Raw genomic sequence first — 26,348 nt, forward strand, 5'->3', positions numbered from 1 at the left:
CCGTATCCGGGATCGGCTGCCGATGCTGGCAGACGGGCCCCGCAAGCGGGCTCGGGCCCGGCTCTCCGCTTCGCCGCCGCCGGGATGACGTAGGGCCATGCGTGCCGGCGTGTGCCGCCGCCACTATTTCTCCGCCTCGGGGATGTAGCCGATGAAAGGCAGCTGGCGGAAGGCGTGGGAGACATCCATGCCATAGCCGACGACGAAATAGTCCGGGCATTTGAAGCCGACGAAATCGGCCTCGATCTGCACCGCGCGCTTGTGCGGCTTTTCCAGCAGCACGCACACCATCACCCGGCGCGCCCCGCGCGCCGCCAGCAGGTCCTTGGCGAAGGCCAGCGTCCGGCCGGATTCGAGGATGTCGTCGATCAGCAGCACGTCGCGCCCGCGCACATCGGTTTCGATGTCGCGCAGCACGGTGACATGGCCGGAGGAGATGCGGGCGTCGCGGTAGCTCGACAGGGTGATGAACTCCACCTCCGGCGCCAGCCCGGCATGGTGCATGGAGCGGATGAGATCGGCGGCGAAGACGAAGCTGCCCTTGAGCACCGCGATCACCACCAGCTTCTCCGGCGCCGCCCCGACGATCTCCTCGACCAGCTCGCGGTTGCGCTCGGCAATGGTGGCGGCGTCGAACAGCACCTCGATCCGGGCATCGTGATAGGGATGCCCGGCTTCGGTGGCGGTTGCGGCGGTATTTTCTTCGGTCATCGGCTTCCTCTCGCGCGGCAGGTGACACACCCTGTGCTTTGCCGGCAGGATGAACGGGCCGTCCTCGCGCGTCCAGCCGGGTTTCCCATTACCGGCTCGCGAGGCCTGTCTTTTGCGACGCCGCGCACACGCTATGTTAGAGGTCGCGCCATCAGAATCAGCGGGCGGCATGTCCCGTCGAAGGATTGAGTCTTGGTTCGCTTCGAAAATGTCGGCCTGCGCTACGGCATGGGCCCGGAGGTTCTGCGGGATGTCACCTTCGGCATTCCCCCGCATTCCTTCCAGTTTCTCACCGGGCCTTCCGGCGCCGGCAAGACGACGCTGTTGCGCCTGCTGTTCCTCTCGCTGCGGCCGACGCGGGGGCTGATCACCATTTTCGGGCGCGATGCCGCAAAGCTGGCGCCGGACGAGACGGCGGCGCTGCGCCAGCGCATCGGCATCGTGTTCCAGGATTTCCGCCTGCTCGACCACCTCAGCACCTATGAGAATGTGGCGCTGCCGCTGCGCGTGCAGGGGCGCGAGGAGGCGAGCTATCGTGCGGAAGTGACCGAGCTGCTGCACTGGGTCGGGTTGGGCGAGCGCATGCATGTGCTGCCCCCGGTGCTCTCGGGCGGTGAAAAGCAGCGCGCCGCCATCGCCCGCGCGCTGATCAGCCGGCCGGAAATCCTGCTGGCGGACGAGCCGACGGGCAATGTCGATCCCAGCCTGGCGCGCCGTCTGCTGCGCCTGTTCCTCGAACTGCACAAGAGCGGCACCTCGGTTCTGATCGCGACCCATGACATCGGGTTGATGGACCAGTTCGACGCGCGCCGCCTCGTCATCAATCAGGGGCGGCTGACCGTCTATGACTGAGCAACGACCCACGGCATCCGGACGGCTGGCGGCGGTGGCGGGGCGCCTGCGGGCACCGGCCGCGCCCGAGGCCGAGCGGGCGACGCGGCCCGGCCCCGGCCCCTCCACGGCGAAATCGGCGGCGCAGCGCCCCATCGTGCCCAGCACGACGGTGACGACGCGGGCGCTGATCGCGGTCATCGCCATCATGACCTTTCTCGCTGGCATCACCATCGGCGCGGTCTCGGCGGTGAGCAATGTCGCGGCCGAATGGACCGCCGACATCGCCCGCGAGGCGACGATCGAGATCAAGCCGGGCGACGGGCTCGATCTCGACGCCGCGCTGGCCAAGGCGGTGGAAATCGCCAAGGCGACGCCGGGTATCGCCGAGGCGAAGGCGCTCGACCCCGCCGCCACCGCCCGTCTGCTGGAGCCCTGGCTGGGCGCCGGGCTCGATCTCGCCAATCTGCCGGTGCCGCGGCTCATTACGGTGACGCTGGCCGCCTCGGCGGATGCGCAGACCCTGCCCGCCTTGCGCGAGGCGCTGACGCGGCAGGTACCTTCCGCCAGTCTCGACGACCACCGGCTCTGGGCCGAGCGGCTCGCCGCCACCACGCGCACCGCGATGACGATCGGCCTCGCCGTGCTGGCGCTGGTCGCCACCGCCACCGTGCTGTGCGTGACGGTGGCCACCCGCGCGGCGGTGGAGGCGGCTCGCTTCGTGGTGGAAGTGCTGCATTTCGTCGGGGCGCGCGACACCTTCATCGTGTCGGAGTTCCAGCGCCACTTCCTCACCGTCGGTCTCAAGGGCGCGGCGGTGGGCGGCGGCGCGGCGGTGGCGCTGTTCTTCCTCGGCTCCACCGTGCCGTCCTGGCTGCGCGTCGACCAGCAGGTCGACACCTTTGTCGGCGCGATGACCATCGACGCGCGCGGCTATGGCGGCATTGTCGGGGTGGCGGTGCTGGTAGCGCTGGTGACGACGCTGACCTCGCGGCTGACCGTCTACCGCACGCTGCGTGGCATCAGCTAGGGCGCGCCGTGTCCATGCTCTCCCCTTCCGATCCCGCCCGCGCGCCCCTGCCGGGCCGCTCCGGCCGCTCCCGCCGCTGGCCGTGGCTGTGGATCATTGCCGCCGTGCCGCTGGCGGCGCTCCTCGCCCTGCTCGCCGGCTTCGTCGTCTTCGTCGCCGGGATCGAGGGCCGCGAGGCGCAGGCGGGGCGCGCGGCGGACGGCATCGTGGTGCTGACCGGCGGGTCCGAGCGCATCGCGGAAGCCACCAATCTCCTGCTGGAAGGGCGGGGCAAGCGCCTGCTCATCACCGGCGTGCATCCCGACACCACGCTCAGTGAGATCGTGCGCACCGTGCCGGCGACGCGCGAGGCGCTGGAATGCTGCGTCGAGCTCGGCCGCTCGGCGCTGAACACGCAGGGCAACGCCATCGAGGCCGGCGAATGGGCCAAGGCGCAGCATTTCCGCTCGCTGCTCGTCGTCACCTCGGCCTGGCACATGCCGCGCGCGCTGGTGGAACTGCGCCGCACCACGCCCGGCATCACGCTGGTGCCCTATCCCGTCGTGCCCCGCCGCGCGGAGGAGAACAGCAGGCCGACCCTGGCCGGTCTGCGGTTGCTGGCGGTGGAATATGTCAAGTTCCTCGCCGCCTCGCTCGGGGTGCGCGCCTGGCCGGCGGTGACATCGCAAATGCGTGAAACGGGGCGGTTACCAGCCCCTTAACGGGGCTTGTCAAGGGAACCTTCAGCATCTTCGCGGATTCCTCCACAGACAGTGTTGACGCCGCAAACAGATGTTCTAGATTTGTTCCCATGATGACACGCGACACCACCCGCTTTGATTCGCTTGAGGATGCCGGCCCGCTCAGCGCCAGCGGTTTGCTGGCGCGTCGCTTCCGCCTCTGGCGCGGCACTGATGGCCGCCGGCAGGTCTATTCCGTCTATGCCGCGGAGGAGGCGCCGGACTACCCCGCCGCCGTCGCCATCGCGGTACGGATGGAAGGCACGCGCCGCATTCCGGTGTGGGCCGGCCCGGCCGGCGCCAAGGCCCGCAGCGCCGCCATGGCCACCGGGGCGCAGGAAATCCACCTGCGCGTGCTGCCCGACGCCGAAAGCGGCACGCTGGCGCCCATGTGAGCGGCCTGTCCGGGCGCAGATCCTTTCACCGTTTCACGGAAACAGTGAAATGATCTAGTTCTTTGTTTTGTCGCGTGTTCTTCACGCGAACCGGCATCCGCTTCGCTCGAAAACGCTAGAGCCGGGCGACAAGCCAGTTGATCTCCTCGTCGCGAATGCCGAGTTCGGCCAGATGCCGGGCGGTGGCGGTGACGTAATCCGCATTCGGCCCGCCCACGCCGTGCCCCTGGCGGATGAGATGGAGCCGCTCCTCGGCCGTGATCTGCCCGGCATATTGCGCGTGGCCGCGATCGACCAAGAACACCACCGCCGGCACGGCGCGGGCGCTCCCATCCTTCAGCCACACCCGCCTCACGGCTTCACGATAAATGTTGGTGACCTGCTCGCGCTCGCGCAGATAGGCGAGCGTCGCCTCCGCCTGTTCCGCCGCGACGCGGAAGGCGATGCCGACGCAGGCGCCGCCGCGGTCGAGGCCGAGCACCAGGCCGGGCTTTTCCGGCGTTCCCCGCCAATGCACCGATTTCACGCAGAAGGACCGATGCGCGCCGATGAGCTTGCCGGGCACGCGCTCCTCATAGGCGAAGCCCGGATTCCACATCAGCGAGCCATAGCCGAACACCCAGAGCGGTTCGCCGGGCGCGAAGGCATGGAGGGCGTGGCCGGCGGCGGGCATGGCGGGCACCTGCGAGGCTCTGACGACGAACGGCGAGCGGGGGGAATCGGCGCCACCGCCGCGCGCCGCTTCTGCTTGCCCGGCTCCGCGTTCTGGCGCAAGCGCCGCGCATGACCTAAACCCACACCGGGCCGCGCCGGGGAACCCTCAGTGCCCTCGCGCCTTAAGCCTGCCGTATCGGCGTCCGAGCCTGCGCCGGCCTGCCACTGGAGTCCGCCCATGACCTCATCCGATGCCCGCCCCGCTCCGGCCGCTCCCCGCCGCCGGTGGCTGATCGCGCTGCCCTTCGCCGCGCTCGTGCTGCTGGGCATTGGCTGGTCCTTCGTCTGGCAATGGGGTGCCGGCCGGGCGGACGCGGAAATCGACGCCTGGATCGCCCGCGAGGCGGCGGAAGGGCGGAACTGGGCCTGCGCCAGCCGCGAATTCGGCGGCTTTCCCTTCCGCTTCGAGCTGATCTGCAACGCGCCGACCGTCACCTTCACCGGTCCCGAGCCGTGGACCGCGCGCATGACCCGCGCCCATGCGGTGGCGCAGGTATGGAACCCCCAGCACATCATCGCCGAGTTCGAGGGGCCCTCCGTGCTGACACAGGGCACGAGCGGGCGCGAGATCACCGCCAACTGGTCGCTGTTGCAGGTGAGCGGCGTGGGTCGTGATGGCCGCGCCGAGCGTGTCTCGATCTCGGCCAATGATTATTCCCTCGCCGAGGGCGGAACGACGGTGTTCTCCGCCCGCCATGCCGAGCTGCATGTGCGCCACCATCCCGGCGAGGCGGCCGGCACGCTCGACATCGCGCTCGGCTTCACCGGCGCCAGCGGCATGGCGCTGAGCGCCACGCCCCGCACCGCCGGCGTCGCCGCCGCCCAGGCGGCGGCGCAGGCCGCGAAGTCGGTCGATGGCGAGATGCAGGCGAGCGTGACGCAGGTCCCGCCCTTCCGTTCCATGCCCGCCGCCGAGCGCCTAGCGCTGTGGCAGCAGGCCGGCGGGCGGGTGCAATTGCAACTCGCCCGCATCACCGGGGGCGGCGGGGCGCTCAGCGCCTCCGGCGAGCTCGGCCTCGATGCGCAGCATCGCCCGGACGGGCGAGTCGACCTCGCCGTGGTGAAGGCGCAGCCCCTGTTCGCGGCGATGGCGGCGGCGGGGCTGCTACCGGATTTCCTCGCCAACCTCGCGCCGGCCATGATGATGGCGGGCATGCCGACCACGGTGGATGGGCAGAAGGCGAGTTCCTTCCCCTTCGTGTTCCGCAACGGGCAGGTGATGCTCGGCGTGCTGCCGCTGGGCAAGATCGGCCCGCTGTACTGAGGCGGGGCCGCGCCCTCAATCGGGGGCATACGTCATCCTGAGGCGCCGCCGAAGGCGGCCTCGAAGGATGATTTCCGCGCATCTTCTATCCATCCTTCGAGGCCCGGCCGACGGCCGGGCATCTCAGGATGACGTTGATGCCCGATCGAGGCTCCTCACACCGCGAAGATGCTCGCGCCCGTATCCGCCGTGCCGACCGAGGCGCGGAAGGCGGCGAAGAGTTCGCGCCCGACGCCGACATGGGAGGGGGCGAGATTGGCCGGAGCCGGCGCGCGCTCCGCCCATGTTTCCGGCTCCACCAGCACGGTGAGCGTGCCGGCCACCGCGTCGAGGCGGATCAGGTCGCCATCGCGGATCAGGGCGATGGCGCCGCCATCGGCGGCTTCCGGGGTGACATGGATCGCCGCCGGCACCTTGCCGGAGGCGCCGGAGAGGCGCCCGTCGGTGACGAGCGCGACCTTGTGCCCACGATCCTGCAGCACGCCGAGCGGCGGCATCAGCTTGTGCAGCTCCGGCATGCCATTGGCCTTCGGACCCTGGAAGCGCACCACGGCGATGAAGTCGCCGGTGAGCGATCCGGCCTTGAACGCGGCCTGAAGTTCCTCCTGGCTGTGGAAGACCCGCGCCGGCGCTTCGATGATGTGGCGTTCGGCAGCGATGGCGGAGGTCTTGATCACCGCCCGGCCGAGCTCGCCGGAGAGCAGCTTGAGCCCGCCCGTGGGCTGGAACGGCTCCCCGGCCCCGCGCAGCACGGCGGTGTCGCCGCTCGCCTCGGCGCCCTCGCGCCAGCCCAGCGTGCCGTCCTCGCGCAGCACCGGCTCCTGCGTATAGGCGCCGAGCCCGCCGCCCCAAACGGTTTCCACATCCGCGTGCAGCTTGCCGTCGGCGAGCAGTTCGCGAATGACGAAGCCCATGCCGCCGGCGGCGTGGAAGTGGTTCACATCCGCCTTGCCGTTGGGATAGACGCGGCAGAGCAGCGGCGTCACCTCGGCGAGGTCGGAGAAGTCGTCCCAGGTCAGGGTGATGCCGCCCGCCGCCGCCATGGCGACGATGTGCAGCGTGTGGTTGGTCGAGCCGCCGGTGGCGTGCAGGCCGACAATGCCGTTGACGAAGGCCTTCTCGTCCAGCATGCGGCCGACCGGCACATAATCATTGCCGAGCGCGGTCATCGCCATGGCGCGTTCTGCCGCCGCCGTGGTCAGTGCCTCGCGCAGAGGCGTGTTGGGGTTGACGAAGGAGGCGCCGGGCAGATGCAGGCCCATGATCTCCATCATCATCTGGTTGGTGTTGGCGGTGCCGTAGAAGGTGCAGGTGCCCGGCCCGTGATAGGACTGGCTTTCCGCCTCCATCAGCGCGTCGCGGCCGACCTTTCCTTCGGCGAAGAGCTGGCGGATCTTCGCCTTCTCGTCATTGGGCAGGCCCGAGGTCATCGGCCCGGCGGGGATGAACACCGCCGGCAGATGGCCGAAGGCCAGCGCACCAATGACGAGGCCGGGCACGATCTTGTCGCAGATGCCGAGGAACACGGCGGCGTCGAAGGTCTGGTGCGAGAGAGCGACGGCGGTGGAGAGCGCGATCACGTCGCGCGAGAACAGCGACAATTCCATGCCGGCCTCGCCCTGGGTGACGCCGTCGCACATGGCGGGCACGCCGCCGGCCACCTGCGCCGTGCCGCCGGCGCGGCGGGCAGCGGCGCGGATCAGCGCCGGATAGGTCTCATAGGGCTGGTGGGCGGAGAGCATGTCGTTATAGGCGGTGACGATGCCGAGATTGGCGCCGGTGCCTTCGCGCAGCATGGCCTTGTCCGAGGGGCCGCAGGCGGCGAAGCCATGCGCCTGGTTGGCGCAGCCGAGCTTCGCCCGGCTCGGCCCACGCTCGGCGGCCTCTGCGATCCGTTCGAGATAGCGCGCACGGGCGTCGCGCGAGCGCGTGGCGATGCGCGCGGTGACCTCGCCGATGCGGGCATTCACATGGGACGGAATGGCAATGGCCATGCGGCTCTCCTCAGGGTCGTCGGCGGCCGGCAGGTCCGGCCGGTCTTCGGTGGCGGCGGCCCGGGCGGGCCGCCGAAGCAGGTACCGGCCTTATGGGCACCAGAAGATGTCGAGCGCGGGCTTGGCCCGCAGCACGGCGCGGATCGGCATCTCGGTCGCCGGGCCCTCGCCCAGCGCCTTTTCCAGCACCGGCTTTTTCGCCTCGCCCTCGATATGCAGAGCAAGCGCGTCGGCAGCGAGCAGCACCGGCAAGGTGAGGGTGATGCGCGGCTCGCCAGCATCGGGCGCGCGCATCGGGATGAGGCCCAGCGGCGCGTCGGGGTCGATGGCTTCGTTCAGATGGTCGCCGCCGGGGAAGAAGGAGGCGGTGTGGCCATCGTCGCCCATGCCGAGAATGGCGCAGGCGAGCGGCCAGGAGATATCTTCCAGCGCCTCGTTGACGGCGAACAGGCCTTCTTCCGGGGTGGGGGCGTCATTGGCGAGCGGCACGAATTTCGCGCCCGCCGCCTTGTTCTGGAGCAGATGCTGGCGCACCAGCCTCGCATTGGAGCGGTCGGAGGTCTCGCGCACCCAGCGCTCGTCGACCAGGGTGACGGCGATCTTGTCCCAGGGCAGGTCGCGGGTGGAGAGCTCTTCGAAGAAGCGGGTGGGGGTACGCCCGCCGGAGACGGCGAGGCTGGCCATGCCGCTGCGGGCGACGCGGGCGGCGAGCGCCGCGCTGGCGAAATCGGCGACCGCGCGCGCCACCTCGGCGCTGTCCTTCAACTCGTGCAGTTCCGGCATGCCCGGCAGTCTCCCTCTCGTGCCGGCCCCAGCCGGCGCCTCTACGGATCGCGGCGCCTGAGGCGCCTGCGCTCAGTATAGGGCAGTTGTGCGACGACCGGAGGCCGGCCGCCGCACGTCTGGTTGAGCGCCCACGGGTCCCGGCGGGGCGCGGTGGTCACGGCCGGCGCCGCTCAGGCGCCGTCTTCAAGCCAAAGGCGCCGCTCAGGCGCCGTCTTCAAGCCAAGGGCGCCGGTCAGGCGCCGTCTTCAAGCCACGTGCGGCCGTCGCGCTCGATGAGGGCGATGGCGGCCGAGGGCCCCCAGGTGCCGGCGGTATAGGGGCGCGGCGGCTCCTTGGCGTTGCGCCAGGCTTCCAGGATCGGATCGACCCATTTCCACGCCGCTTCGACCTCGTCGCGGCGCATGAACAGGGTCTGGTTGCCGCGCACCACATCGAGGATCAGCCGCTCATAGGCGTCCGGGTTGCGGACCTTGAACGCCTTGGCGAAGCTCATGTCGAGCGGCACATGGGTGAGGCGGATGCCGCCGGGGCCGGGATCCTTGATCATCAGCCACAGTTTCACGCCCTCATCCGGCTGCAGGCGGATGACGAGGCGGTTGGATTCGATGGGCCCGACATTGGCGTCGAACACCGAATGCGGCACCGGCTTGAAGCCGACCACGATCTCCGACACGCGCGAGGCGAGCCGCTTGCCGGTGCGCAGATAGAACGGCACGCCGGCCCAGCGCCAGTTCTCCACCTCCGCCTTCACCGCGACGAAGGTCTCGGTGCTGCTGGTGGAGGAGCCGAGCTCATCCAGATAGCCGGGCACCGCACCGCCCGCCGAGGCGCCGGCGCGGTACTGGCCGCGCACGGTGACGGCGGCCATGTTCTGGTCGTCGATGGGTTTGAGCGCGCGCAGAACCTTGAGCTTCTCGTCGCGCACCGCGTCGGCGTCGAGCGAGGCGGGCGGTTCCATGGCGACGAGGCAGAGCAACTGCAGGATATGGTTCTGCACCATGTCGCGCATGGCGCCGGCCGTGTCGTAATAGCCGGCGCGCTCCTCCACACCCAGCGCTTCGGCGACCGTGATCTGCACATGGTCGATATGCGCGTTGTTCCACAGCGGCTCGAACAGGGCGTTGGCGAAGCGCAGCGCCATCAGGTTCTGCACCGTCTCCTTTCCGAGATAGTGGTCGATGCGGTAGACGCGGTCTTCCGGGAAGATGCGGCCGACCTGCTGGTTCAGCGCCACCGCCGACTTCAGATCCTTGCCGATCGGCTTCTCGATGACGACGCGGCCCTTTTCGGCGAGGCCGTATTTCCCCAGCCGCTCGCAGATCGGGCCGAAGAGATGCGGGGCGGTGGCGAGATAATAGACCGGGATATGCTCGGGGAAGGCCTCGACGCGCTGGGCCAGTTCCGACCAGCCCCCGTCGGCGTCGGCATCGGCGGCGACATAGGAGAGGCGGGCGAGGAAGCGGTCCACCTCCGGCCCTTCCAGCTCGCTGCCGGGAATGTGGTCGGTCAACGCCTGCCGGGCGAAGGCGCGGAACTGCTCGTCGCTGAGCGCGCGGCGGGAGACGCCGATAATGGTCGCGTCGTCGGGAAGCTGCCCGTCGAGATCGCGATGAAACAGGGCGGGAATCAGCTTGCGGCGCGCAAGGTCGCCCGTCGCCCCGAAGACGGTGAGGGTGAAGGGCGCCACCGGAATTACGCGGCTGGTCATATGGACTGTGTCTCCATGGCGTCCCGCGGTGGGACGGGAGGTGGGTCGGTCCGTCTCGTGCCCCTGGGGGCGGGGAGTCGTTTCACGCGACTCCTAGCAAAAACGATTCCGCGCCGCGACCGGCGCGGGTGCCCTGTGGCGGTCGTGGCGCCGGGGCGGGGGTGGAGCCGATTCAGCGGCGGCTCTCCCTTTCCGCCCGTGCGGAAAGTGTGTTGCAACGCAACAATATGGCGAGAAAGTGGGCGAGTTCGGGGCGAAATCGGGCGGAAGCCGGCTGGGCAAGTATTCGCGTCTAAGGGTGCGCGTGGAGGTGGGCTCGCGCTGATCCTCCGTTTGGGCACGGACGACTTAAGGGAAATGAGCCGAAACGGTGCTTAGGTGCGGATAAAAAGCGCTTTTTGTTCAATGGTTTGAGTAATAACGTATTCGCACGTACTTTATAAAGTATGCCGTATGCCACAGTTGGTATGCCAAATACATAATAATCATAATACGTAATGCCAGTTGACCTTGCGATGCACCATTGAACTTTAGAATTATCGCTTGGCTTCGGCTTATTCTTGGTACAAGTTATTCCACAGAATATCCGGCGGAGAGACACAACAACGCCCCCGGCTATCGAGGTCTCGCCCCGCCAAACGGTGTGCGGTGGGACCCAAACTAAAGAGCCGACCAGCCAATGAGTCGGCCGTTCGCCAAAACCCTTTGGGAAGGAAACGCCAAATGAAACATCTGCATGCTCTCGGCCTCGGCGCCGTGACCGCTCTTGGCATGACGGCCCTGTCCATGCTGCCCGCCGCAGCCGCCTGGGAGCCCACCAAGCCGGTGGAGTTCATCGTTCCCGCCGGCACCGGCGGTGGCGCCGACCAGATGGCCCGCACGCTGCAGGGCATCATCGCCAAGCACGACCTGATGTCGACCCAGCTCGTCGTCATCAACAAGTCGGGCGGCGCCGGCGGCGAGGGCTTCCTCGACGTGAAGAGCAACAAGGGCAATCCGCACAAGATCGTCATCACGCTCTCCAACCTGTTCACCACCCCGCTCGCCACCGGCATTCCCTTCAACTGGAAGGACCTGACCCCGGTCGCGATGCTGGCGCTCGACGAATTCGTGCTGTGGGTGAATGCCCAGGAGCCCTACAAGACCGCCCAGGAATATGAGGCGGCGATCAAGGCGGCGCCGGACAACACCTTCAAGATGGGCGGCACCGGCTCCAAGCAGGAAGACCAGATCATTACCGTCGCCATCGAGAAGGCGCTCGGCAAGAAGATGACCTACATCCCCTATAAGGGCGGCGGCGAGGTCGCGGTGCAGCTGGTCGGCGGCCACATCAATTCGAGCGTGAACAACCCGATCGAGGCCGTCTCCCAGTGGCGCGGCGACAAGGTGCGCCCGCTCTGCGTGTTCGACTCCAAGCCGCTCCCCTACACCGACAAGATCCTCGGCGATCTGTCCTGGTCCTCGGTCCCGACCTGCAAGTCGGCCGGCCTCGACGTCGAATATCTCATGCTGCGCGGCATCTTCATGCCCCCGGGCGTGAGCCAGGAGCAGGTGGCCTACTTCGTCGACCTGTTCAAGAAGGTGCGCGAGACCCCCGAGTGGCAGCAGCTCATGAAGGACGGCGCGTTCAACCAGACCTTCATGGCTGGCGACGAGTTCAAGGCGTGGCTCGACCAGTCCGAGAAGACGCACAAGGACCTGATGACGGCGGCTGGCTTCATCGCCGGCAACTGATACGCCTTGTGATGGCGTAGCCCCGAGCACGGCCGACCCTCTAAGGGCGATCCCTAACAGCGATCCTCACGGGCCGGCCGCGCGATCCTCGACCGGATCGCGGCATGCGCGGCGGAAAGGCGGAGACGGCTCCTCGTCTCCGCCGGGCCGCATCCCGGCCGGGACATAACAACAATCATTCAGCGGGCTGGCGCCAGTGTGCCGTCGACGGGCCTTGTCCCGCCGGCCCGGCTTTTGCGCGGATTTTCGGAGACATCGCGATGGAACAGTCTCACCACGGAGCCGAGTCGGGGCCCAAGCAACGCGCCGTAGAAGTCGGCACGGCGCTGCTGACCCTGGTCTTCGGCCTCATCGTTCTCTACGGCAGCGTCCTCGTCGGCTTCGGGTGGGGCTCGGACGGTCCGCAGGCCGGCTTCTTCCCCTTCTATGTCGGCCTCATCATCTGCGTGTGCAGCGTCATCAATGTGGTGTCGGGCCTGCGCGAAGACCCGGACGAGATCTTCGCCGAGAACCAGCAGCTGGTTCAGGTGCTCAAGGTTCTCATCCCCGCCTGCATCTATGTGGCGCTGGTGCCCTTCCTCGGAATCTACATTCCCTCGGTGGCGCTCATCGTCCTCTTCATGGTCTGGCTCGGCCATTATGGCTGGCCGCTCTCCCTGGCCGTCGCCTTCGGCGTCCCGGCCTTCTTCTACATCACGCTCGAACGGTGGTTCCTGATCCCGCTCCCGAAGGGGCCGGTCGAGGCCATGCTCGGTCTCTGATCCGGACAGACAAGAAGGCCACCCAAGGGGATAGCGCCCATGAACATGATTGCTGAGAATTTCACCTTCCTCTACCACGGGTTCGGCATCGCCTCCGATCCGTTCAACATCCTGCTGATGGCCATCGGCATTCTGCTGGGTGTCATCATCGGCGTGCTGCCGGGCCTCGGTGGCGCCAATGGCGTCGCCATCCTGCTGCCGCTCACCTTCTCCATGTCGCCGACCTCGGCGATCATCCTGTTGACCTGCATCTACTGGGGCGCGCTGTTCGGCGGCGCCATCACCTCGGTGCTGTTCAACATTCCGGGCGAGCCCTGGTCGGTGGCCACAACCTTCGACGGCCATCCGATGGCGCGTTCGGGGCGGGCCGGCGAAGCGCTGACGGCGGCGTTCACCTCGTCCTTTGTCGGTGCGTTCTTCGCGATCGTCATGATCACGCTGATCGCCCCGCTGGTCGCGCAATTCGCGCTCCAGTTCGGACCCGCCGAGAAGTTCGCGGTCTACTTCCTCGCCTTCGCCTCCTTCGTCGGCATGAGTAAGGAACCGCCGGCCAAGACCATCGTCTCCATGATGATCGGCTTCGCCCTGGCGGCGGTCGGCCTCGACATGGTGACCGGCCAGCTGCGCCTGACCTTCGGCATCACCGAACTGCTCAACGGCTTCGACTTCCTCATCGCGGTCATCGGTCTCTTCGGCATCGGCGAAATCCTGCTGACGATGGAAGAAGGCCTGGAGTTCCGCGGCAAGGCGGCGAAGATCGACCCGAAGGTGGTGTGGAAGACCTGGAAGACGCTTCCGCGCTACTGGATGACCTCGCTGCGCTCCTGCATCATCGGCTGCTGGATGGGCATCACCCCGGCGGGCGCTACCCCGGCCTCCTTCATGGCCTATGGCATCGCCAAGCGCGTGTCGAAGAACGGCAAGAACTTCGGCAATGGCGAGATCGAGGGCGTCGTCGCTCCCGAAACCGCCGCCCACGCTGCCGGTACCGCCGCCATGCTGCCGATGCTGGCGCTGGGCGTTCCCGGTTCGCCGACCGCCGCGGTTCTGCTCGGCGGCCTGCTGATCTGGGGTCTGCAGCCCGGCCCGATGCTCTTCGTCGAGCAGGCCGAATTCGTGTGGGGCCTCATCGCCTCCATGTATCTCGGCAACATCGTCGGCCTGATCCTCGTGCTGACCACGGTGCCGCTGTTCGCCTCGATCCTGCGCATCCCCTTCTCGATCATCGCCCCGGTGATCCTGGTGATCTGCGCCATCGGTGCCTACACGGTGAACAACAACGTGTTCGACGTGATCATGATGATGGTGTTTGGCGTCCTCGGCTACCTCCTGAAGAAGACGAACTACCCGCTGGCGCCGCTGGTGCTGGCCATCGTGCTCGGCGACAGCGCCGAGGAAGCCTTCCGCCAGGCCCTGCTGTCTTCCGGCGGCGCCATCTCGGTGTTCTGGTCGAACGGGCTGGTGTCCTCGATCATGGGTCTCGGCCTCATCGCCGGCCTGTGGCCGCTGATCGGCCTGGCGTTCAGCAAGCTGCGCGGCACCTCCGCCCAGCCGGCCTGAGCCCGGTAAGCAACGGACCCGCCGCGCGGCAGCGTGCGGCGGGTTCAGCCACGAGAAGATGATGCAATGTCATCTGCCTCGGGCGCCCAGGCGAAGGGCGGGGCCAATCGCTCTTCCGCCGAATCCCTCGCCCCCGGAGAGGGAAATCGGGCCATCAACGGTCGCGGGATATTCCGGCGCCCGAGCCACGCAGCAGAAGGTGGCCGGCGGATGGAAGCGCGAACCGACGTTTCGGGGGGACGGGAGGCAACGCCAATGATCTACGCCGATACGGAGCTTCATCGCCGATGCCCAGGGCCGACGCCCGGGCGCAGGCAGGGGATGGAAGCCTCATGATGAGCGTCGAGAGCACGATCCGCCGGGTCAATGGAGGAGCGGCCAAGCTCTCCGTGGCACCGCTCGAAGACACCTCCACCTTCAAGAACCGCGCCTATACCGCGCTGAAGGAGGTGATCGTCTCGCTCAACATCTACGACCAGGCCGGCGAGGTGCGCCTCGACGAGCGCCAGCTGGCGCAGAGCCTCGGGGTCAGCCGTACCCCGGTGCGCGAGGCGATGGCCCAGCTGGAACGCGAGGGGTTCGTTCATTCCGTGCCCCGGCGGGGCATCTATGTGGTGCGCAAGACGCGCCGCGAAGTCATCGAGATGATCCAGGTCTGGGCGGCGCTGGAAAGCCTCGCCGCCCGGCTGATCACCGTCCATGCCAGCGACGAGGAGATCGGCCGGCTGCGGCAGATGTTCGCCTCCTTCGACGAGGCCGGCGGCCCGCATGCCAAGCTGGACGAGTATTCGGAGGTGAACATCCAGTTTCACCAGACGATCATCGCCATGGGCGGCAACGGCATTCTGGTCAATCTGGCGGAAAACCTGTTCACCCATATGCGGATGATCCGTCGCAAGACCATCGGCGAGGAGAACCGGGCCGACCGCTCGATCCAGGACCATCTCGCCATCATCCAGGCGCTGGAAGCGCGCGACACCGATGCGGCCGAGGTGCTGGTGCGCAACCACGCCCTCGGCCTCGCCGACCACGTCGCGCGCTACGCCGACTATCTCGAATAGGGGCCGCGCCACCGCGACGGCGTCCTATCCGACACTTCGACCCGGCGGGTTCCTCGACCCCGCCGGGCTTTTTTGCATGGGGGCGGCGAGGTGTGGCGCGGCTGCACCGGCGTCGCGCCTTCGGTCGTGCGCGGCAGACCGGCCGTTGCGCCCTTGCGGTGATTGGGTTACCCACGCTTCAGGTCCACCATAGGACCCCATCCCATCGACGAACCGACCGACCTGCTGCGGAGGAGCCGTCCGGCATGCTGCGCTCGCTGACCGATTTCATCGCCGAGATTGCCGGGGGCGGTCGCGAGACCTCCGCCTTTGCCGAGAACGATTACCGGCTGGCGGCGGCCGCGCTGCTGGTGCATGTCGTCACCATTGACGGCGTGATCGGCGCCGACGAGATGGACAAGCTGCGCCGCCTGCTCGCCGCCCGCTTCACCTTGTCCGAGGACGACGCGGAAAAGCTGCTGGAGGCCGCCATCGCCCGCGACGCCGAGGCGGTGGACCTTTACGCTTTCACCAGCGTGCTCAACCGCGCCATGGACGAAGAGGGCCGCCGGCGGGTGGTGGAGATGATGTTCGAGGTCGCCTATGCCGATGGCGGGCTGACCGAGTTCGAGGACAATCTGGTGTGGCGGGCGGCGGAACTGCTCAACGTCACCTCCCGCGACCGGGTGGACATCCGCAAGCGCGTGCGCGACGCCTTCGAGGGCTGAGGCCGGCTTAGGCTTCCTCGCGCGTGGCAGGCGAGCGCGGGGTTGAGGCGCGGCGCGAATCGTGGCGTCATCCTTGCTTGCGGGGAGACCCAGCACTCTCCGCCCCGTTCGTGCCGCACGAGATCATGGCTGTCGCAGAAACCCCGCTTCCCATCCTCATCGTGCTCCATCAGGAGCATTCCTCGCCCGGCCGCGTCGGGCGCCTTCTGGCCGAGCGCGGGCACAGGCTCGACATAAGACGGCCCTGCCTCGGCGATGAACTCCCCACCACGCTCGCCGGTCATGCCGGGGCGGTGGTATTCGGCGGACCGCAAAGCGCCAATGACTGCCATGATTATGTGCGGGCCGAGATCGACTGGATCGGCGTGCCGCTGCGCGAGGGCAAGCCCTATCTCGGCATCTGCCTCGGCGCGCAGATGCTGGCGCGGCAGCTTGGAGCGCGGGTTGCCCCGCACCCCGACGGGCTGGTCGAGATCGGCTATTACCCGATCCGCGCCACCGAGGCGGGCGCGCGGATGCTGCACGCGCCGGCCGCGTCAACCTTGCCCGGCCCGGCCTGGCCCGACCATGTCTATCACTGGCACAGCGAGGGGTTTGAGCTTCCCAGCGGTGCGGAACTGCTGGCGAAGGGCCCGACCTTTCCCAACCAGGCCTTCCGCTACGGCCCCCGCGCCTTCGGCATCCAGTTTCACCCTGAGGTGACGCATCACATGATGTGCCGCTGGACGGTGCAGGGCGGCGAGCGGCTGGACCTGCCGGGCGCCCGCCCGCGCCGGGCGCATTTCACCGACCGCCTGCAGCATGATGCGCGGATCCGGCTCTGGCTGGAGGCGTTTCTCGGCCGCTGGCTGGGCGATGAGAACGCGCCGTCCGCTTCCGGCCATTAGGCCGCCGCCCGCCGGCGGGCGGCATCGCCGAGGAGCCAGGCGAAAAAGGCCGCGCGGTTGCCCGCGCGGCCTTTTCTCATTCGCTCTTATAACCTTACGCAAACCGCCAGCGAACCGCTGGCGGTGCGTCTCAGGCCACCTTCTTGGCGCGACCGCGCGGCTTGGCCGCCGGGGCCGGCGCGGGCTTCTTGCGCTGCTGGCCGAGGCCCATCTTCTTGGCCAGATTGGAGCGTGCCTCGGCATAGCTGGGGGCGACCATGGGATAGTCGTTCGGCAGGCCCCATTTGGCGCGGTATTCTTCCGGCGTCATGTTGTACTTCGTGCGCAGATGACGCTTCAGCGACTTGAACTTCAGCCCGTCTTCCAGGCAGATGATATATTCCGGCGTCACCGACTTCTTCACCGGCACCGCAGGCTTCAGCACCTCTTCGACGACAGCCGGAGCGGGAGCGGAGAGGCGAAGCAGGGCACCGTGGACCTTGGCGATCAGGTCGGGAAGTTCGGCGGCGGGCACCGAGTTGTTGCCGACAAATGCCGCAACGACATCCGCAGTGAGGCCGAGATAATCAGCCGACACGCTTTCCTGCTCAGACATCTATTTTCTCCATTGAGACTGAGATCGATTTAACATCAAACGGGCAAACGTCAATAAGCAATTGACAAGCAAAGCGGCGTCCGTATGGCAGCTTTCTCGGCTCTAAATGAAAAATACCAGGCCGAGCCTTCTGTTTTGGAGGCTTCCACTGACTCACGGCCTCGCTGCGGCGGCTTCTGACCAAGTCGAACGAAGTGGCGCGCCGGAAAAGGTTTTTCGCCCGCGCCGGCCACGCGCGCCGCCAAGACTAAAAGGGTGCCTTTGTACTGCCCCAGCGTCACGGGGTGACGTCAGCCATGACTGAATGTGGCTAAAAATAATCGGATCGACATGCACAATTTCTTGATGAAGCCGGTCGCTAAGTACAATCTCTGAGCGGCCGGGGCACAGCTCACACTTACTCGAATCACTCATAGATGTGATCGAAGAAAGCCCGCTCCAGCGTCACGGCGCGGCGGAAAAAGGCGGCGGCATCGGCGCGCCCGGCGTCGTCGATGACCGCGCCAACCCGGTCGAGTTCGCCGCGCAGCCAGGTGACGAAGCCACGGAAGCCATCATTATTGTGCAAAGTAATCCATTCCGCATGCACGAAGTCCGGTGGCAGTGCCTCACCCGGGCGGTCGGCCCAGCTCAAATAGAGCCATTCGGCGACGGTGAGCACGGCGAGGCAGTTTGCATAGCCGCGGCTGGCGGCGGCATCCTTCATCAGGGTCTGGAAGCCGGCGGTGGGTGCGGTGAGCACGGGATGCGCCCGCTCCGCCTCCGGCACGCCGAGCGCGACGAAGGCGCGCTGGAAATAGGTGTTCTCGTCGCTGGTGATCATGGCCGCGAACTGGGCGAAGCGGATGCGCGAGTCGAAGCGGTCGGCGGTGGCGATGGCCATGCCAAGCAGAGCGACGAAACCGTCGATGAACTGATAGTCCTGCGCGAGGTAGCGGCGCATGACATCGGGCGCCACGGCGCCGGCGAAGATCTCGCGGACGAAACGGTGCTCGACACAGGCCTGCCAGTCCTGTGCGTTCACCTGCCGAAGTTCATCGCTGAAGCTCATCGTTCCTCTCCGCCGTGTGTCCGTCGTCGGGAGTTTATCTAGAGCCCTTTGCAGACAAGTGAAATCATTGGCTGAGGAAGAGCGGCACTATCCTTAACGCCCCCCAGCATGTCGGGTCGCGCGGGTAAGATGTGAGGCGGCAGGGTGGCGTTCACATGCGGATCGACTGCCCGCCATCGACGACGAGCACATGGCCGTTGACGAAGGAGGCCTCATCCGACGCCAGGAACACCGCGGCGGCGCCGATTTCCGGCGGATGACCCCAGCGCCCGATGGGCACGCGGGTGTCGACGAAGGCGGAGAAGGCGGCGTCGGCGACCAGGCCGGCATTGGTTTCGGTGGCGAACATGCCGGGCGCGATGGCGTTGCTGGTGATGCCGACGCGGGCGTAGTCCACCGCCAGCGCCCGCATCAGCCCGGAGAGTCCGGCCTTGGCGGCGGTGTAGACCGGGTCGTGCCGGTTGGCGATGTGGGCGGCGATGGAGGTGACGGTGATCAGCCGGCCATGGCGGTGCGCCACCATGTGCTCGGCCGCCTCGCGCGCCAGCAGCATCGGGCCGACGAGATCGGTGGCGATCAGCGCCGTGGCTTCACCGGCGGTGAAGTCCTTCAGCGGCCGGCGGTCGCGCGCGCCGACATTGTTGACGAGAATGTCGAGCCGGCCGTGTTCCGCCGCGATGGCGGCGATGGCGGCGCGCCCGGCAGCGGTGTCGGCGATATCGAACGGGGCGATGCCGACCGGCCGGCCCGTGGCCGCCGCCAGCGCCGTCGCCGCCGCCTCCAGCCGCCCAACATGGCGGCCATTGATGATGACCTGCGCGCCGGCAGCGGCGAGCGCCTTGGCCATTTCGAAGCCGAGCCCGCGCCCGGCCCCGGTCACCAGCGCGACCCGCCCGTCGAGGCGGAAGGGGCGCGGCAGGCGATCGGGTGTGGAGGCGGCAGGCGGCGGTAAAATAGTCATGATGAACTCGGTTTGGGCAGGGGCGCGCAGTTTCGCCTGCCCGGCCGACCGGCGCCACCCGCTTCCGCGACGATCCGCGCTGCGGCGTTTCGGTCCGGCCGGTCCGGGTGACTTCCGCGCCGCGCGCCGCGGTGCCAGACTGGCATCGGTTTCGCATAAGTGATCGTTCCGAACGACCGATCCGCAGCCGGGGGACAGTGCCGATGCCGCTCATTTCCAACAGCTACGGCAAGGGCCGGGTACGCATCATGCGCGTTGCGCGCGACAGCGCCCGCCATGAGGTGCGCGAGCTTTCCGTGCAGGCGATGCTGACCGGCGACTTCGCCGCCGCCTACACGCAGGGCGACAACCGGCAGGTGATCGCCACCGATTCGATCAAGAACATCATCAACATCGTTGCCCGCGACCATGTCGGGGCGGAGAACGAAGTGTTCGCCGGCGTGCTGGCGCAGTATTTCCTCGACCGCTACCCCCATGTCGCCGCCGTCTCCATCACCGCCCATGAGACAAAATGGCGGCGGCTGGACGTGGACGGTGCGGCGCATGACCACGCCTTCGTGCTCGACGGCAATGGCCGGCCCGTCGTCCGGCTGGAGGCGACGCGCGAGGACAGCCGCCTCGCCTCCGGCGTCGAGGGCTTCACCTTCCTCAAGACCACGCAGTCCGGCTGGGAGGATTACTGGTTCGACGAGGCGACGACGCTGAAGCCGACCGCCGACCGGCTGTTCGCCACCGCAATGGAGGCGCAGTGGCGCTGGAGCGGCGTGCCCGCGAGCTATGAAGCCGCCAATGCGGCGGTGCTGGACGCGGCGCTGAAAGTGTTCGCCACCACCTACAGCCCCGGCGTGCAGGCGACGCTGTACCAGATGGGCGAGGCGGTGCTCGCCGCCGTGCCCGAGGTGGCCGAGATCTCCATGGCCTGCCCGAACAAGCATTACCTCCCCATCGACCTCTCGCCCTTCGGCCGCGCCTTTGACGGGCAGGTCTTCACCCCGACCGACGAGCCGCACGGCCAGATCGTCTGCACCGTCGGGCGGGGCTGAGCGGGCGGGAAGGGCGGCGGCGGGGATTGGCCGATGGACCTCAACACGGTTTCCGAGGTGCTGCGCCCGCGCGCACGGGCGGATCTTCCCGCCGCCGGCGCGGGCGACGCGGTGCTCGGCGGCGGCACCTGGCTGTTCTCGGAGCCGCAACCTTCGGTGCGGCGGCTGGTCGATCTCTCCGGCTTCGGGTGGGAGCCTTTCCGCGCCGGGGCGGACGGGCTGAGCGTGGCCGCGACCTGCACCATCGCCGAACTCGCCGGCGTCGAGCCGCCAGCGGAGTGGCGGGCGGCCTTCCTCATCCGCGAATGCTGCCGCTCCTTCCTCGCCTCGTTCAAGATCTGGAACATGGCGACGGTGGGCGGGAACATCTGCCTCGGCCTGCCGGCCGGGCCGATGATCTCCCTCGCCGTCGCGCTGGAAAGCGAGGGCGTGCTGTGGGGGCCGGACGGGGCGGAGCGGCGGGCCCGCATCGCCGATCTCGTGCGCGGCCCGCGCGAGGTGGCGCTGGCGCCCGGGGAAGTGCTGCGCGCGGTGGAACTGCCGGCACGGGCGCTGCGCCGCCGCGCCGCCTTCCGTCGCGCCTCGCTGACCCCGCTCGGCCGCTCCGGCGTGCTGCTGATCGGCACGCGCGCGGCGGACGGCGCCTTCGCGCTGACCGTGACGGCCGCCACAAGGCGGCCGGTGGAAATCGCCTTTGCCGCGCTGCCGGGCGCGGCGGAGCTGGCCGCGCGGCTGGCGGCGGCGATCCCGGAGGCGCTCTATTATGACGACATGCACGGGCGGCCGGACTGGCGCCGCCACATGACGCATCTTCTCGCGCAGGAGATCCGCGACGAACTGAGTGAACCGGGCGAGGGGCGCGCGTGAGGCTGACTGTCAATGGCCGTGCCGTCGAGACCGAAGCCCGGCCGGGCCAGTGCCTGCGCACCCTGCTGCGCGAACTGGGCTGGTTCGGGGTGAAGAAGGGCTGCGATGCCGGCGATTGCGGCGCCTGCACGGTGCATCTCGATGGGCGGCCGGTGCATAGCTGCGTCACCCCGGCCTTCCGTGCCGAGGGGCGGGCCGTCACCACCATCGAGGGGCTGGCGGACACAGTCGAGGGCGACGGCCTGCACCCGATGCAGGAGGCGTTTCTCGCGGCGCAGGGCTTCCAGTGTGGCTTCTGTACCGCCGGCATGGTGATGACCTCAGCCGCGCTCGACCAGGGCCAGAGGGCGGAACTGCCGGACGCGCTCAAGGGCAATCTCTGCCGCTGCACCGGCTATGCCGCCATCGCCGATGCGGTGGCCGGGATTGCGACGGTGGAGGCCGACGCGCGGCAAGGCCGCGTGGGCTGTTCCGTCGCCGCGCCGGCCGGGCCGGCCATCGTCACCGGCGCCGCGCGCTACACGATGGATGTGGCGCCGGAGGGCGAACTGGCGGGGCTGCTGCACATGAAGCTGCTGCGCTCGCCGCACCCGCATGCCCGCATCCGCGCCATCGACACGGCGGCGGCGCTGGCGCTGCCGGGGGTGGTGGCGGTGCTGACGCATGAGGACGCGCCTTCCCGCCTGTTCTCTTCCGCCCGGCACCACCACGCCACCGATGATGCCGACGACACCCGCGTGCTCGACGATGTGGTGCGCCATATCGGCCAGCGCGTGGCCGCCGTGGTGGCGGTGAGCGAACAGGCGGCGGAGGCGGGATGCGCGGCGCTGCGCGTGGATTATGAGCCACTGCCGGCGGTGTTCGACCCGGAGGAGGCGATGCGCCCCGGCGCGCCGCTGGTGCATGGGGACAAGGGGCCGGACAGCCGCATCGCGGATCCCTCGCGCAACATCGTCGCCGCGCTGGCAGGCGGGGTGGGGGATATCGCTGCCGGCCTGGATGCCGCCGATGTGATCCACGAGGCGACCTATGAGAGCCAGCGCGTCCAGCACGCGCATCTGGAAACCCATGGCTGCATCGGCTGGCGCGATGCGGACGGCCGACTGGTGATCCGCAGTTCCACCCAGACGCCCTTCCTCACCCGCGACGCGCTGGCGGCGCTCTATGACCTGCCGCGCGAGGGCGTGCGCGTCTTCGCCGCGCGGGTGGGTGGTGGCTTTGGCGGCAAGCAGGAAATGCTCACCGAGGACATCGTGGCGCTGGCGGTGCTGAAGACCGGGCGGCCGGTGAAGCTGGAATATACCCGCGCCGAGCAGTTCGCCGCTTCTACCAGCCGCCACCCGATGAAGGTGACGGTGACGCTCGGCGCGACGTGGGACGGGCGCCTCACCGCCTTTTCCATGCGGATGCTGCTGGACACCGGCGCCTATGGCAACCATGCGGCGGGCGTGTTGTTTCACGGCTCGGGCGAGAGCGTCGCGCTGTATAAGTGCCCGAACAAGCAGGTGGAGGGCTGGTCGGTCTACACAAATTCCCTGCCGAGCGGCGCCTTTCGCGGCTATGGGCTGAGCCAGACCATCTTCGCGGTGGAATCGGCCATGGACGAGCTGGCGCACAAGCTCGGTATCAATCCGGTGGAGTTGCGCCGGCTGAACATGGTGCGGCCGGGCGATGCGATGGTCTCTTCCGGCCCCCCGCACCACGATGTCGAGATGGGCAGCTATGGGCTCGACCAGTGCCTCGACCGGGTAGAGGCGGAACTGGCCAAGCCCTCGCCGGCGCGGCTGGGGGCGGAGTGGCTAGTGGGGCGCGGCGTCGCGGCGGCGATGATCGACACCATTCCCCCGCGCGGCCATGTCGCGCAGACGCGACTGACGCTTACGCCCGATGGCACCTATGAGCTGCGCACCGGCACGGCGGAATTCGGCAACGGCACCACCACCGTGCATGTGCAGATCGCCGCCACGCTGCTCGGCGCGCGGCCGGAACAGATAAGCGTGCGCCAGTCCGACACCGCCCATGTCGACCACGACACCGGCGCCTATGGCTCGACCGGCACGGTGGTGGCCGGCAGCGCGACGCAGGCGGCGGCGGAAAGGCTGGCGGAAACGATCCGCGCGGCGGCCGCCGCACGGCTCGGCGTGCCGGCCGAGGCGTGCCGGATCGAGGGTGAGGCGGTGGTGGCGGGGGAGAGGCGGATCGCCCTCGCCGCGCTGGCGCCGCTGGAGGCGGTGGGCGACGCTTCCGGCAGCCCGCGCTCGGTGGCGTTCAATGTGCAGGGCTTCGAGGTCGCGGTGCATGGGCGCAGCGGCGAAATCCGCATCCTGCGCTCTGTCCATGCGGCGGATGCCGGCACGGTGGTGAACCCGATGCAGTGCCGGGGGCAGGTGGAGGGCGGCGTCGCCCAGGCGATCGGCGCCGCGCTCTACGAACGGCTGATAATGGATGAGGCGGGTGCGGTGACCAATGCCAGCTTTCGCGGCTACCATATCCCGGCCTTCGCCGATGTGCCGCGCACGCAGGTGTTCTTCGCCGAGACGTTTGACGCCATCGGCCCGCTGGGAGCGAAATCGATGAGCGAGAGCCCGTTCAACCCGGTGGCGGCGGCGCTCGCCAATGCGATCTTCGACGCCACCGGCGTGCGGCTGCGCGCCACGCCCTTTGTGGCCGATGAACTCTACGCCCTGCTGCCCGCCCAGGCGGCGAAGGAGGCCGCGTCATGAGCGGGAGCCTGCAATCGCGGGTCCTGCGCGGGCCGGCGGCGACGCTGGCGGGCAATCCGTTCGAACAGCCCTCGCGCGGTTGCCTCATCACCCATGATGATGCGCTCATCATCATCGAGCACGGGCGGATCGTCGCCTTCGGTCCCTATGCGGAGCTCAGTGACACGCTGCCCGAGGGCGTGGCGGTGGAGCATTATCCCGGCCACCTCCTCGTCCCCGGCTTCATCGACGCTCATGTGCATTACCCGCAGATGCAGGTGATCGGGGCCTTCGGCACGCAATTGCTGGAATGGCTGGAGACCTACACTTTCCCCGCCGAGATGAGCTTTGCCGATGCCGGTCATGCCGGGCGGGTGGCGCATCTGTTCCTGCGCGAATTGCTACGCGCCGGGACCACCACGGCGATGGTGTATTGCACCGTGCATCCGCAATCGGTGGACGCGTTCTTCACCGAGGCGGCACGGTTCGATGCGCGAATGATAGCCGGCAAAGTTCTGATGGACCGACACGCGCCGGCCGGCCTGCTCGACACGGCCCAGCGCGGCTATGATGAAAGCCTCGCCTTGATCGAGCGCTGGCATGGGCGGGGACGGGCGCTCTACTGCGTCACGCCGCGCTTCGCGCCGACCTCGACCGACGCCCAGCTCGATGCCGCCGGGGCGCTGCTGAAGAAAAGGGACGGGCTCTTCCTGCAGACGCATCTGTGCGAGAACCTGGCCGAGATCGAATGGGTGCGCGAGCTTTTCCCCGCCCGCGCCTCCTATCTCGATGTCTATGCCCATGCCGGGCTGGTGGGGCCGCGCTCCATGTTCGGCCATGGCATCCATCTGCATGAGGGCGATTTCTGCACCTGCCATCAGGCCGGGGCGGCGCTGGCGCATTGCCCGACCTCCAACCTGTTTCTCGGCAGCGGCCTGTTCCGCCTGTTCGAGGCCGTGGACCCGCGCCGGCCGGTGAAGGTGGCGCTCGGCACCGATGTCGGCGGGGGCACCTCGCTCTCGCAGCTGCAGACGCTGAACGAGGCCTATAAGGTCGCGGCGATGGTCGGTCACAAGCTTGACGCTGTGCAGGGCTTCTATCTCGCCACGCTGGGCGGGGCACGGGCGCTGGGGCTGGACGACAGGATCGGCCGGCTGGCGCCGGGGATGGAGGCCGATATCTGCGTGCTCGACCCGAAGGCGACCTCGTTCATGGCGTTTCGCGCCGGCTATTGCGCATCGATGGAGGAATTGCTGTTTCTTCTGATGACGCTGGGCGACGACCGGGCGGTGCGCGCCACCTATGTCGCCGGCCGCCCCGTCTATGACCGCGACCGGCCGGGCGATCCTTTCCGGCCGGCGCATGGTGAGGAGCAACCGTGACGCATCCCGTCTCCCTCGACACGCTCAACACGCTCGACCGCGACGGCTTCATCGCCGCGCTGGACGGCATTTTCGAGCACGCGCCCTGGGTGGCGGAGGCGGCCTTCGCCCATGCGCCCTTCGCCACCGTCTCGGCACTGCATGAGGCACTGATGGCGGCCGTGTGGGCGCGGCCGGAGGCGGAGCGCGTCGCCTTCGTGGCGGCGCATCCCGACCTCGCCGGTAGGGCGGCGCGGGCCGGCGACATCGCCCCGGCCTCGGTGTCGGAACAGGCGGGGCTGGGGCTCGACCGGCTGTCGGATGAGGAGTTCGCCCGTTTCGAACGGCTCAATGCCGCCTATCGCGCCCGCTTCGGCTTTCCCTTCGTCATCTGCGTGCGGCGGCAGACCCGCGACGCGCTGCTCGACGCCTTCGAGGCGCGCCTTTCGCACAAGCGCGAGGAGGAACTCGCCGCCGCCTTGGTCGAAATCGGCCATATCACCGCGCTGCGGCTGGTGGAGCGGGTGACGGGTCCCGGCCAGCCGAAAGTGTTCGGCCGCCTTTCCACCCATGTGCTCGACACCCATAGAGGTGGGCCAGCGCAGGGCGTGCGGGTGGAGCTGTACGAGGTGGGGGCGAGCGCGCGGGCGCTTCTCACCGAGGCGGTGACCAATGCGGACGGGCGCACCGACTCGCCGCTGCTCTCCGGGGCGCCGCTGCGGGCCGGGCGCTATGAGCTGGTGTTTCATGTCGGCGCCTATTTCGCGGCGCGCGGGCTCGATCTGCCCGGCCCGGCCTTCCTCGACACGGTGCCGCTCCGCTTCGGCATTGCCGAGCCGGAGGGGCACTATCATGTGCCGCTGGTGGTGACGCCGTGGAGCTATTCCACCTATCGCGGCAGCTGAG

Annotated in this window: 24 protein-coding genes; 16 read left to right on the top strand and 8 right to left on the bottom strand. The window is 68.4% G+C overall.

Annotated features, from left to right (window positions below):
• Positions 1-123 precede the first annotated feature (123 nt).
• A complete protein-coding gene (gene hpt, locus K9D25_RS07575; RefSeq protein WP_244450250.1) occupies positions 124-711 on the bottom strand; it encodes a hypoxanthine phosphoribosyltransferase in 588 nt (195 codons plus the stop codon).
• A 192-nt stretch (positions 712-903) separates the two neighbouring features.
• Here hpt and ftsE point away from each other — a divergent pair, with 192 nt between their 5' ends.
• The 4 genes from ftsE (at position 904) to K9D25_RS07595 (ending at position 3,686) form a co-directional block, all read left to right on the top strand.
• On the top strand, positions 904-1,563 hold the full coding sequence (gene ftsE, locus K9D25_RS07580) for a cell division ATP-binding protein FtsE (RefSeq protein WP_244450251.1): 660 nt from the start codon (positions 904-906) through the stop codon (positions 1,561-1,563).
• Entirely contained in the window at positions 1,556-2,572 is a 1,017-nt protein-coding gene (locus K9D25_RS07585) for a cell division protein FtsX (RefSeq protein ID WP_347881469.1), read from the top strand. The genes ftsE and K9D25_RS07585 overlap by 8 nt, the downstream gene beginning before the upstream one ends.
• 14 nt (positions 2,573-2,586) lie before the next feature.
• A complete protein-coding gene (locus tag K9D25_RS07590) occupies positions 2,587-3,273 on the top strand; it encodes a YdcF family protein (protein WP_244450820.1) in 687 nt (228 codons plus the stop codon).
• Positions 3,274-3,362: 89 nt separating this feature from the next.
• A complete protein-coding gene (locus K9D25_RS07595) occupies positions 3,363-3,686 on the top strand; it encodes a hypothetical protein (protein ID WP_244450252.1) in 324 nt (107 codons plus the stop codon).
• Between the two features lie 115 nt (positions 3,687-3,801).
• On the opposite strand, the gene K9D25_RS07600 is transcribed toward K9D25_RS07595, so the two are convergent.
• Complete coding sequence (locus K9D25_RS07600; RefSeq protein ID WP_244450253.1) at positions 3,802-4,359, bottom strand: gamma-glutamylcyclotransferase; 558 nt, start codon at positions 4,357-4,359, stop codon at positions 3,802-3,804.
• 219 nt (positions 4,360-4,578) lie between these two features.
• Here K9D25_RS07600 and K9D25_RS07605 point away from each other — a divergent pair, with 219 nt between their 5' ends.
• The gene (locus K9D25_RS07605; protein WP_244450254.1) at positions 4,579-5,664 is read left to right on the top strand and encodes a DUF2125 domain-containing protein; all 1,086 of its coding nucleotides are present in this window, start codon (positions 4,579-4,581) and stop codon (positions 5,662-5,664) included.
• 155 nt (positions 5,665-5,819) lie between these two features.
• On the opposite strand, the gene edd is transcribed toward K9D25_RS07605, so the two are convergent.
• From edd to zwf, 3 genes are all read right to left on the bottom strand, one after another.
• Positions 5,820-7,658 carry a phosphogluconate dehydratase gene (gene edd / locus K9D25_RS07610; protein ID WP_244450255.1) on the bottom strand — a complete coding sequence of 613 codons (1,839 nt, stop codon included), beginning with the start codon at positions 7,656-7,658 and terminating at the stop codon, positions 5,820-5,822.
• A gap of 90 nt (positions 7,659-7,748) precedes the next feature.
• Positions 7,749-8,441 carry a 6-phosphogluconolactonase gene (gene pgl / locus K9D25_RS07615; RefSeq protein ID WP_244450256.1) on the bottom strand — a complete coding sequence of 231 codons (693 nt, stop codon included), beginning with the start codon at positions 8,439-8,441 and terminating at the stop codon, positions 7,749-7,751.
• A gap of 235 nt (positions 8,442-8,676) precedes the next feature.
• Entirely contained in the window at positions 8,677-10,152 is a 1,476-nt protein-coding gene (zwf, locus tag K9D25_RS07620) for a glucose-6-phosphate dehydrogenase (RefSeq protein WP_244450257.1), read from the bottom strand.
• Positions 10,153-10,875: 723 nt separating this feature from the next.
• On the opposite strand from zwf, the gene K9D25_RS07625 reads away from it, so the two are divergent.
• From K9D25_RS07625 to K9D25_RS07650, 6 genes are all read left to right on the top strand, one after another.
• On the top strand, positions 10,876-11,886 hold the full coding sequence (locus K9D25_RS07625; protein WP_244450258.1) for a Bug family tripartite tricarboxylate transporter substrate binding protein: 1,011 nt from the start codon (positions 10,876-10,878) through the stop codon (positions 11,884-11,886).
• A 260-nt stretch (positions 11,887-12,146) separates the two neighbouring features.
• A complete protein-coding gene (locus K9D25_RS07630) occupies positions 12,147-12,647 on the top strand; it encodes a tripartite tricarboxylate transporter TctB family protein (protein WP_244450259.1) in 501 nt (166 codons plus the stop codon).
• Positions 12,648-12,692: 45 nt separating this feature from the next.
• Positions 12,693-14,207, top strand: a complete 1,515-nt coding sequence (locus tag K9D25_RS07635; protein ID WP_244450821.1) for a tripartite tricarboxylate transporter permease — start codon at positions 12,693-12,695, stop codon at positions 14,205-14,207.
• A 332-nt stretch (positions 14,208-14,539) separates the two neighbouring features.
• Positions 14,540-15,268 carry a GntR family transcriptional regulator gene (locus K9D25_RS07640; protein ID WP_370874165.1) on the top strand — a complete coding sequence of 243 codons (729 nt, stop codon included), beginning with the start codon at positions 14,540-14,542 and terminating at the stop codon, positions 15,266-15,268.
• Positions 15,269-15,513: 245 nt separating this feature from the next.
• The gene (locus K9D25_RS07645; RefSeq protein ID WP_244450261.1) at positions 15,514-15,975 is read left to right on the top strand and encodes a TerB family tellurite resistance protein; all 462 of its coding nucleotides are present in this window, start codon (positions 15,514-15,516) and stop codon (positions 15,973-15,975) included.
• 125 nt (positions 15,976-16,100) lie between these two features.
• Positions 16,101-16,862 (top strand): glutamine amidotransferase, encoded by a 762-nt coding sequence (locus K9D25_RS07650; RefSeq protein WP_244450262.1) that lies wholly within the window; start codon positions 16,101-16,103, stop codon positions 16,860-16,862.
• A 130-nt stretch (positions 16,863-16,992) separates the two neighbouring features.
• On the opposite strand, the gene K9D25_RS07655 is transcribed toward K9D25_RS07650, so the two are convergent.
• The 3 genes from K9D25_RS07655 to K9D25_RS07665 form a co-directional block, all read right to left on the bottom strand.
• Positions 16,993-17,457 carry a MucR family transcriptional regulator gene (locus K9D25_RS07655; protein WP_244450263.1) on the bottom strand — a complete coding sequence of 155 codons (465 nt, stop codon included), beginning with the start codon at positions 17,455-17,457 and terminating at the stop codon, positions 16,993-16,995.
• Positions 17,458-17,863: 406 nt separating this feature from the next.
• Positions 17,864-18,508, bottom strand: a complete 645-nt coding sequence (locus K9D25_RS07660) for a TenA family protein (RefSeq protein ID WP_244450264.1) — start codon at positions 18,506-18,508, stop codon at positions 17,864-17,866.
• Between the two features lie 151 nt (positions 18,509-18,659).
• Positions 18,660-19,469 (bottom strand): SDR family oxidoreductase, encoded by an 810-nt coding sequence (locus tag K9D25_RS07665; RefSeq protein WP_244450265.1) that lies wholly within the window; start codon positions 19,467-19,469, stop codon positions 18,660-18,662.
• Between the two features lie 203 nt (positions 19,470-19,672).
• On the opposite strand from K9D25_RS07665, the gene pucL reads away from it, so the two are divergent.
• From pucL to uraD, 5 genes are read left to right on the top strand one after another with little or no spacing between them, the layout of a single operon-like run.
• Positions 19,673-20,512 carry a factor-independent urate hydroxylase gene (gene pucL, locus K9D25_RS07670; RefSeq protein ID WP_244450266.1) on the top strand — a complete coding sequence of 280 codons (840 nt, stop codon included), beginning with the start codon at positions 19,673-19,675 and terminating at the stop codon, positions 20,510-20,512.
• Between the two features lie 33 nt (positions 20,513-20,545).
• Positions 20,546-21,379, top strand: coding sequence for an FAD binding domain-containing protein (locus tag K9D25_RS07675; protein WP_244450267.1), 834 nt, complete (start codon positions 20,546-20,548; stop codon positions 21,377-21,379).
• Positions 21,376-24,102, top strand: a complete 2,727-nt coding sequence (locus K9D25_RS07680) for a molybdopterin-dependent oxidoreductase (RefSeq protein ID WP_244450268.1) — start codon at positions 21,376-21,378, stop codon at positions 24,100-24,102. The genes K9D25_RS07675 and K9D25_RS07680 overlap by 4 nt, the downstream gene beginning before the upstream one ends.
• On the top strand, positions 24,099-25,463 hold the full coding sequence (gene guaD / locus K9D25_RS07685) for a guanine deaminase (protein WP_244450269.1): 1,365 nt from the start codon (positions 24,099-24,101) through the stop codon (positions 25,461-25,463). Before K9D25_RS07680 ends, guaD begins: the two co-directional genes overlap by 4 nt.
• Entirely contained in the window at positions 25,460-26,347 is an 888-nt protein-coding gene (uraD, locus tag K9D25_RS07690; protein ID WP_244450270.1) for a 2-oxo-4-hydroxy-4-carboxy-5-ureidoimidazoline decarboxylase, read from the top strand. The genes guaD and uraD overlap by 4 nt, the downstream gene beginning before the upstream one ends.
• Position 26,348: the final 1 nt, after the last annotated feature.

The sequence above is a fragment of the Ancylobacter polymorphus genome (assembly GCF_022836935.1).
Classification (GTDB): domain Bacteria; phylum Pseudomonadota; class Alphaproteobacteria; order Rhizobiales; family Xanthobacteraceae; genus Ancylobacter; species Ancylobacter polymorphus_A.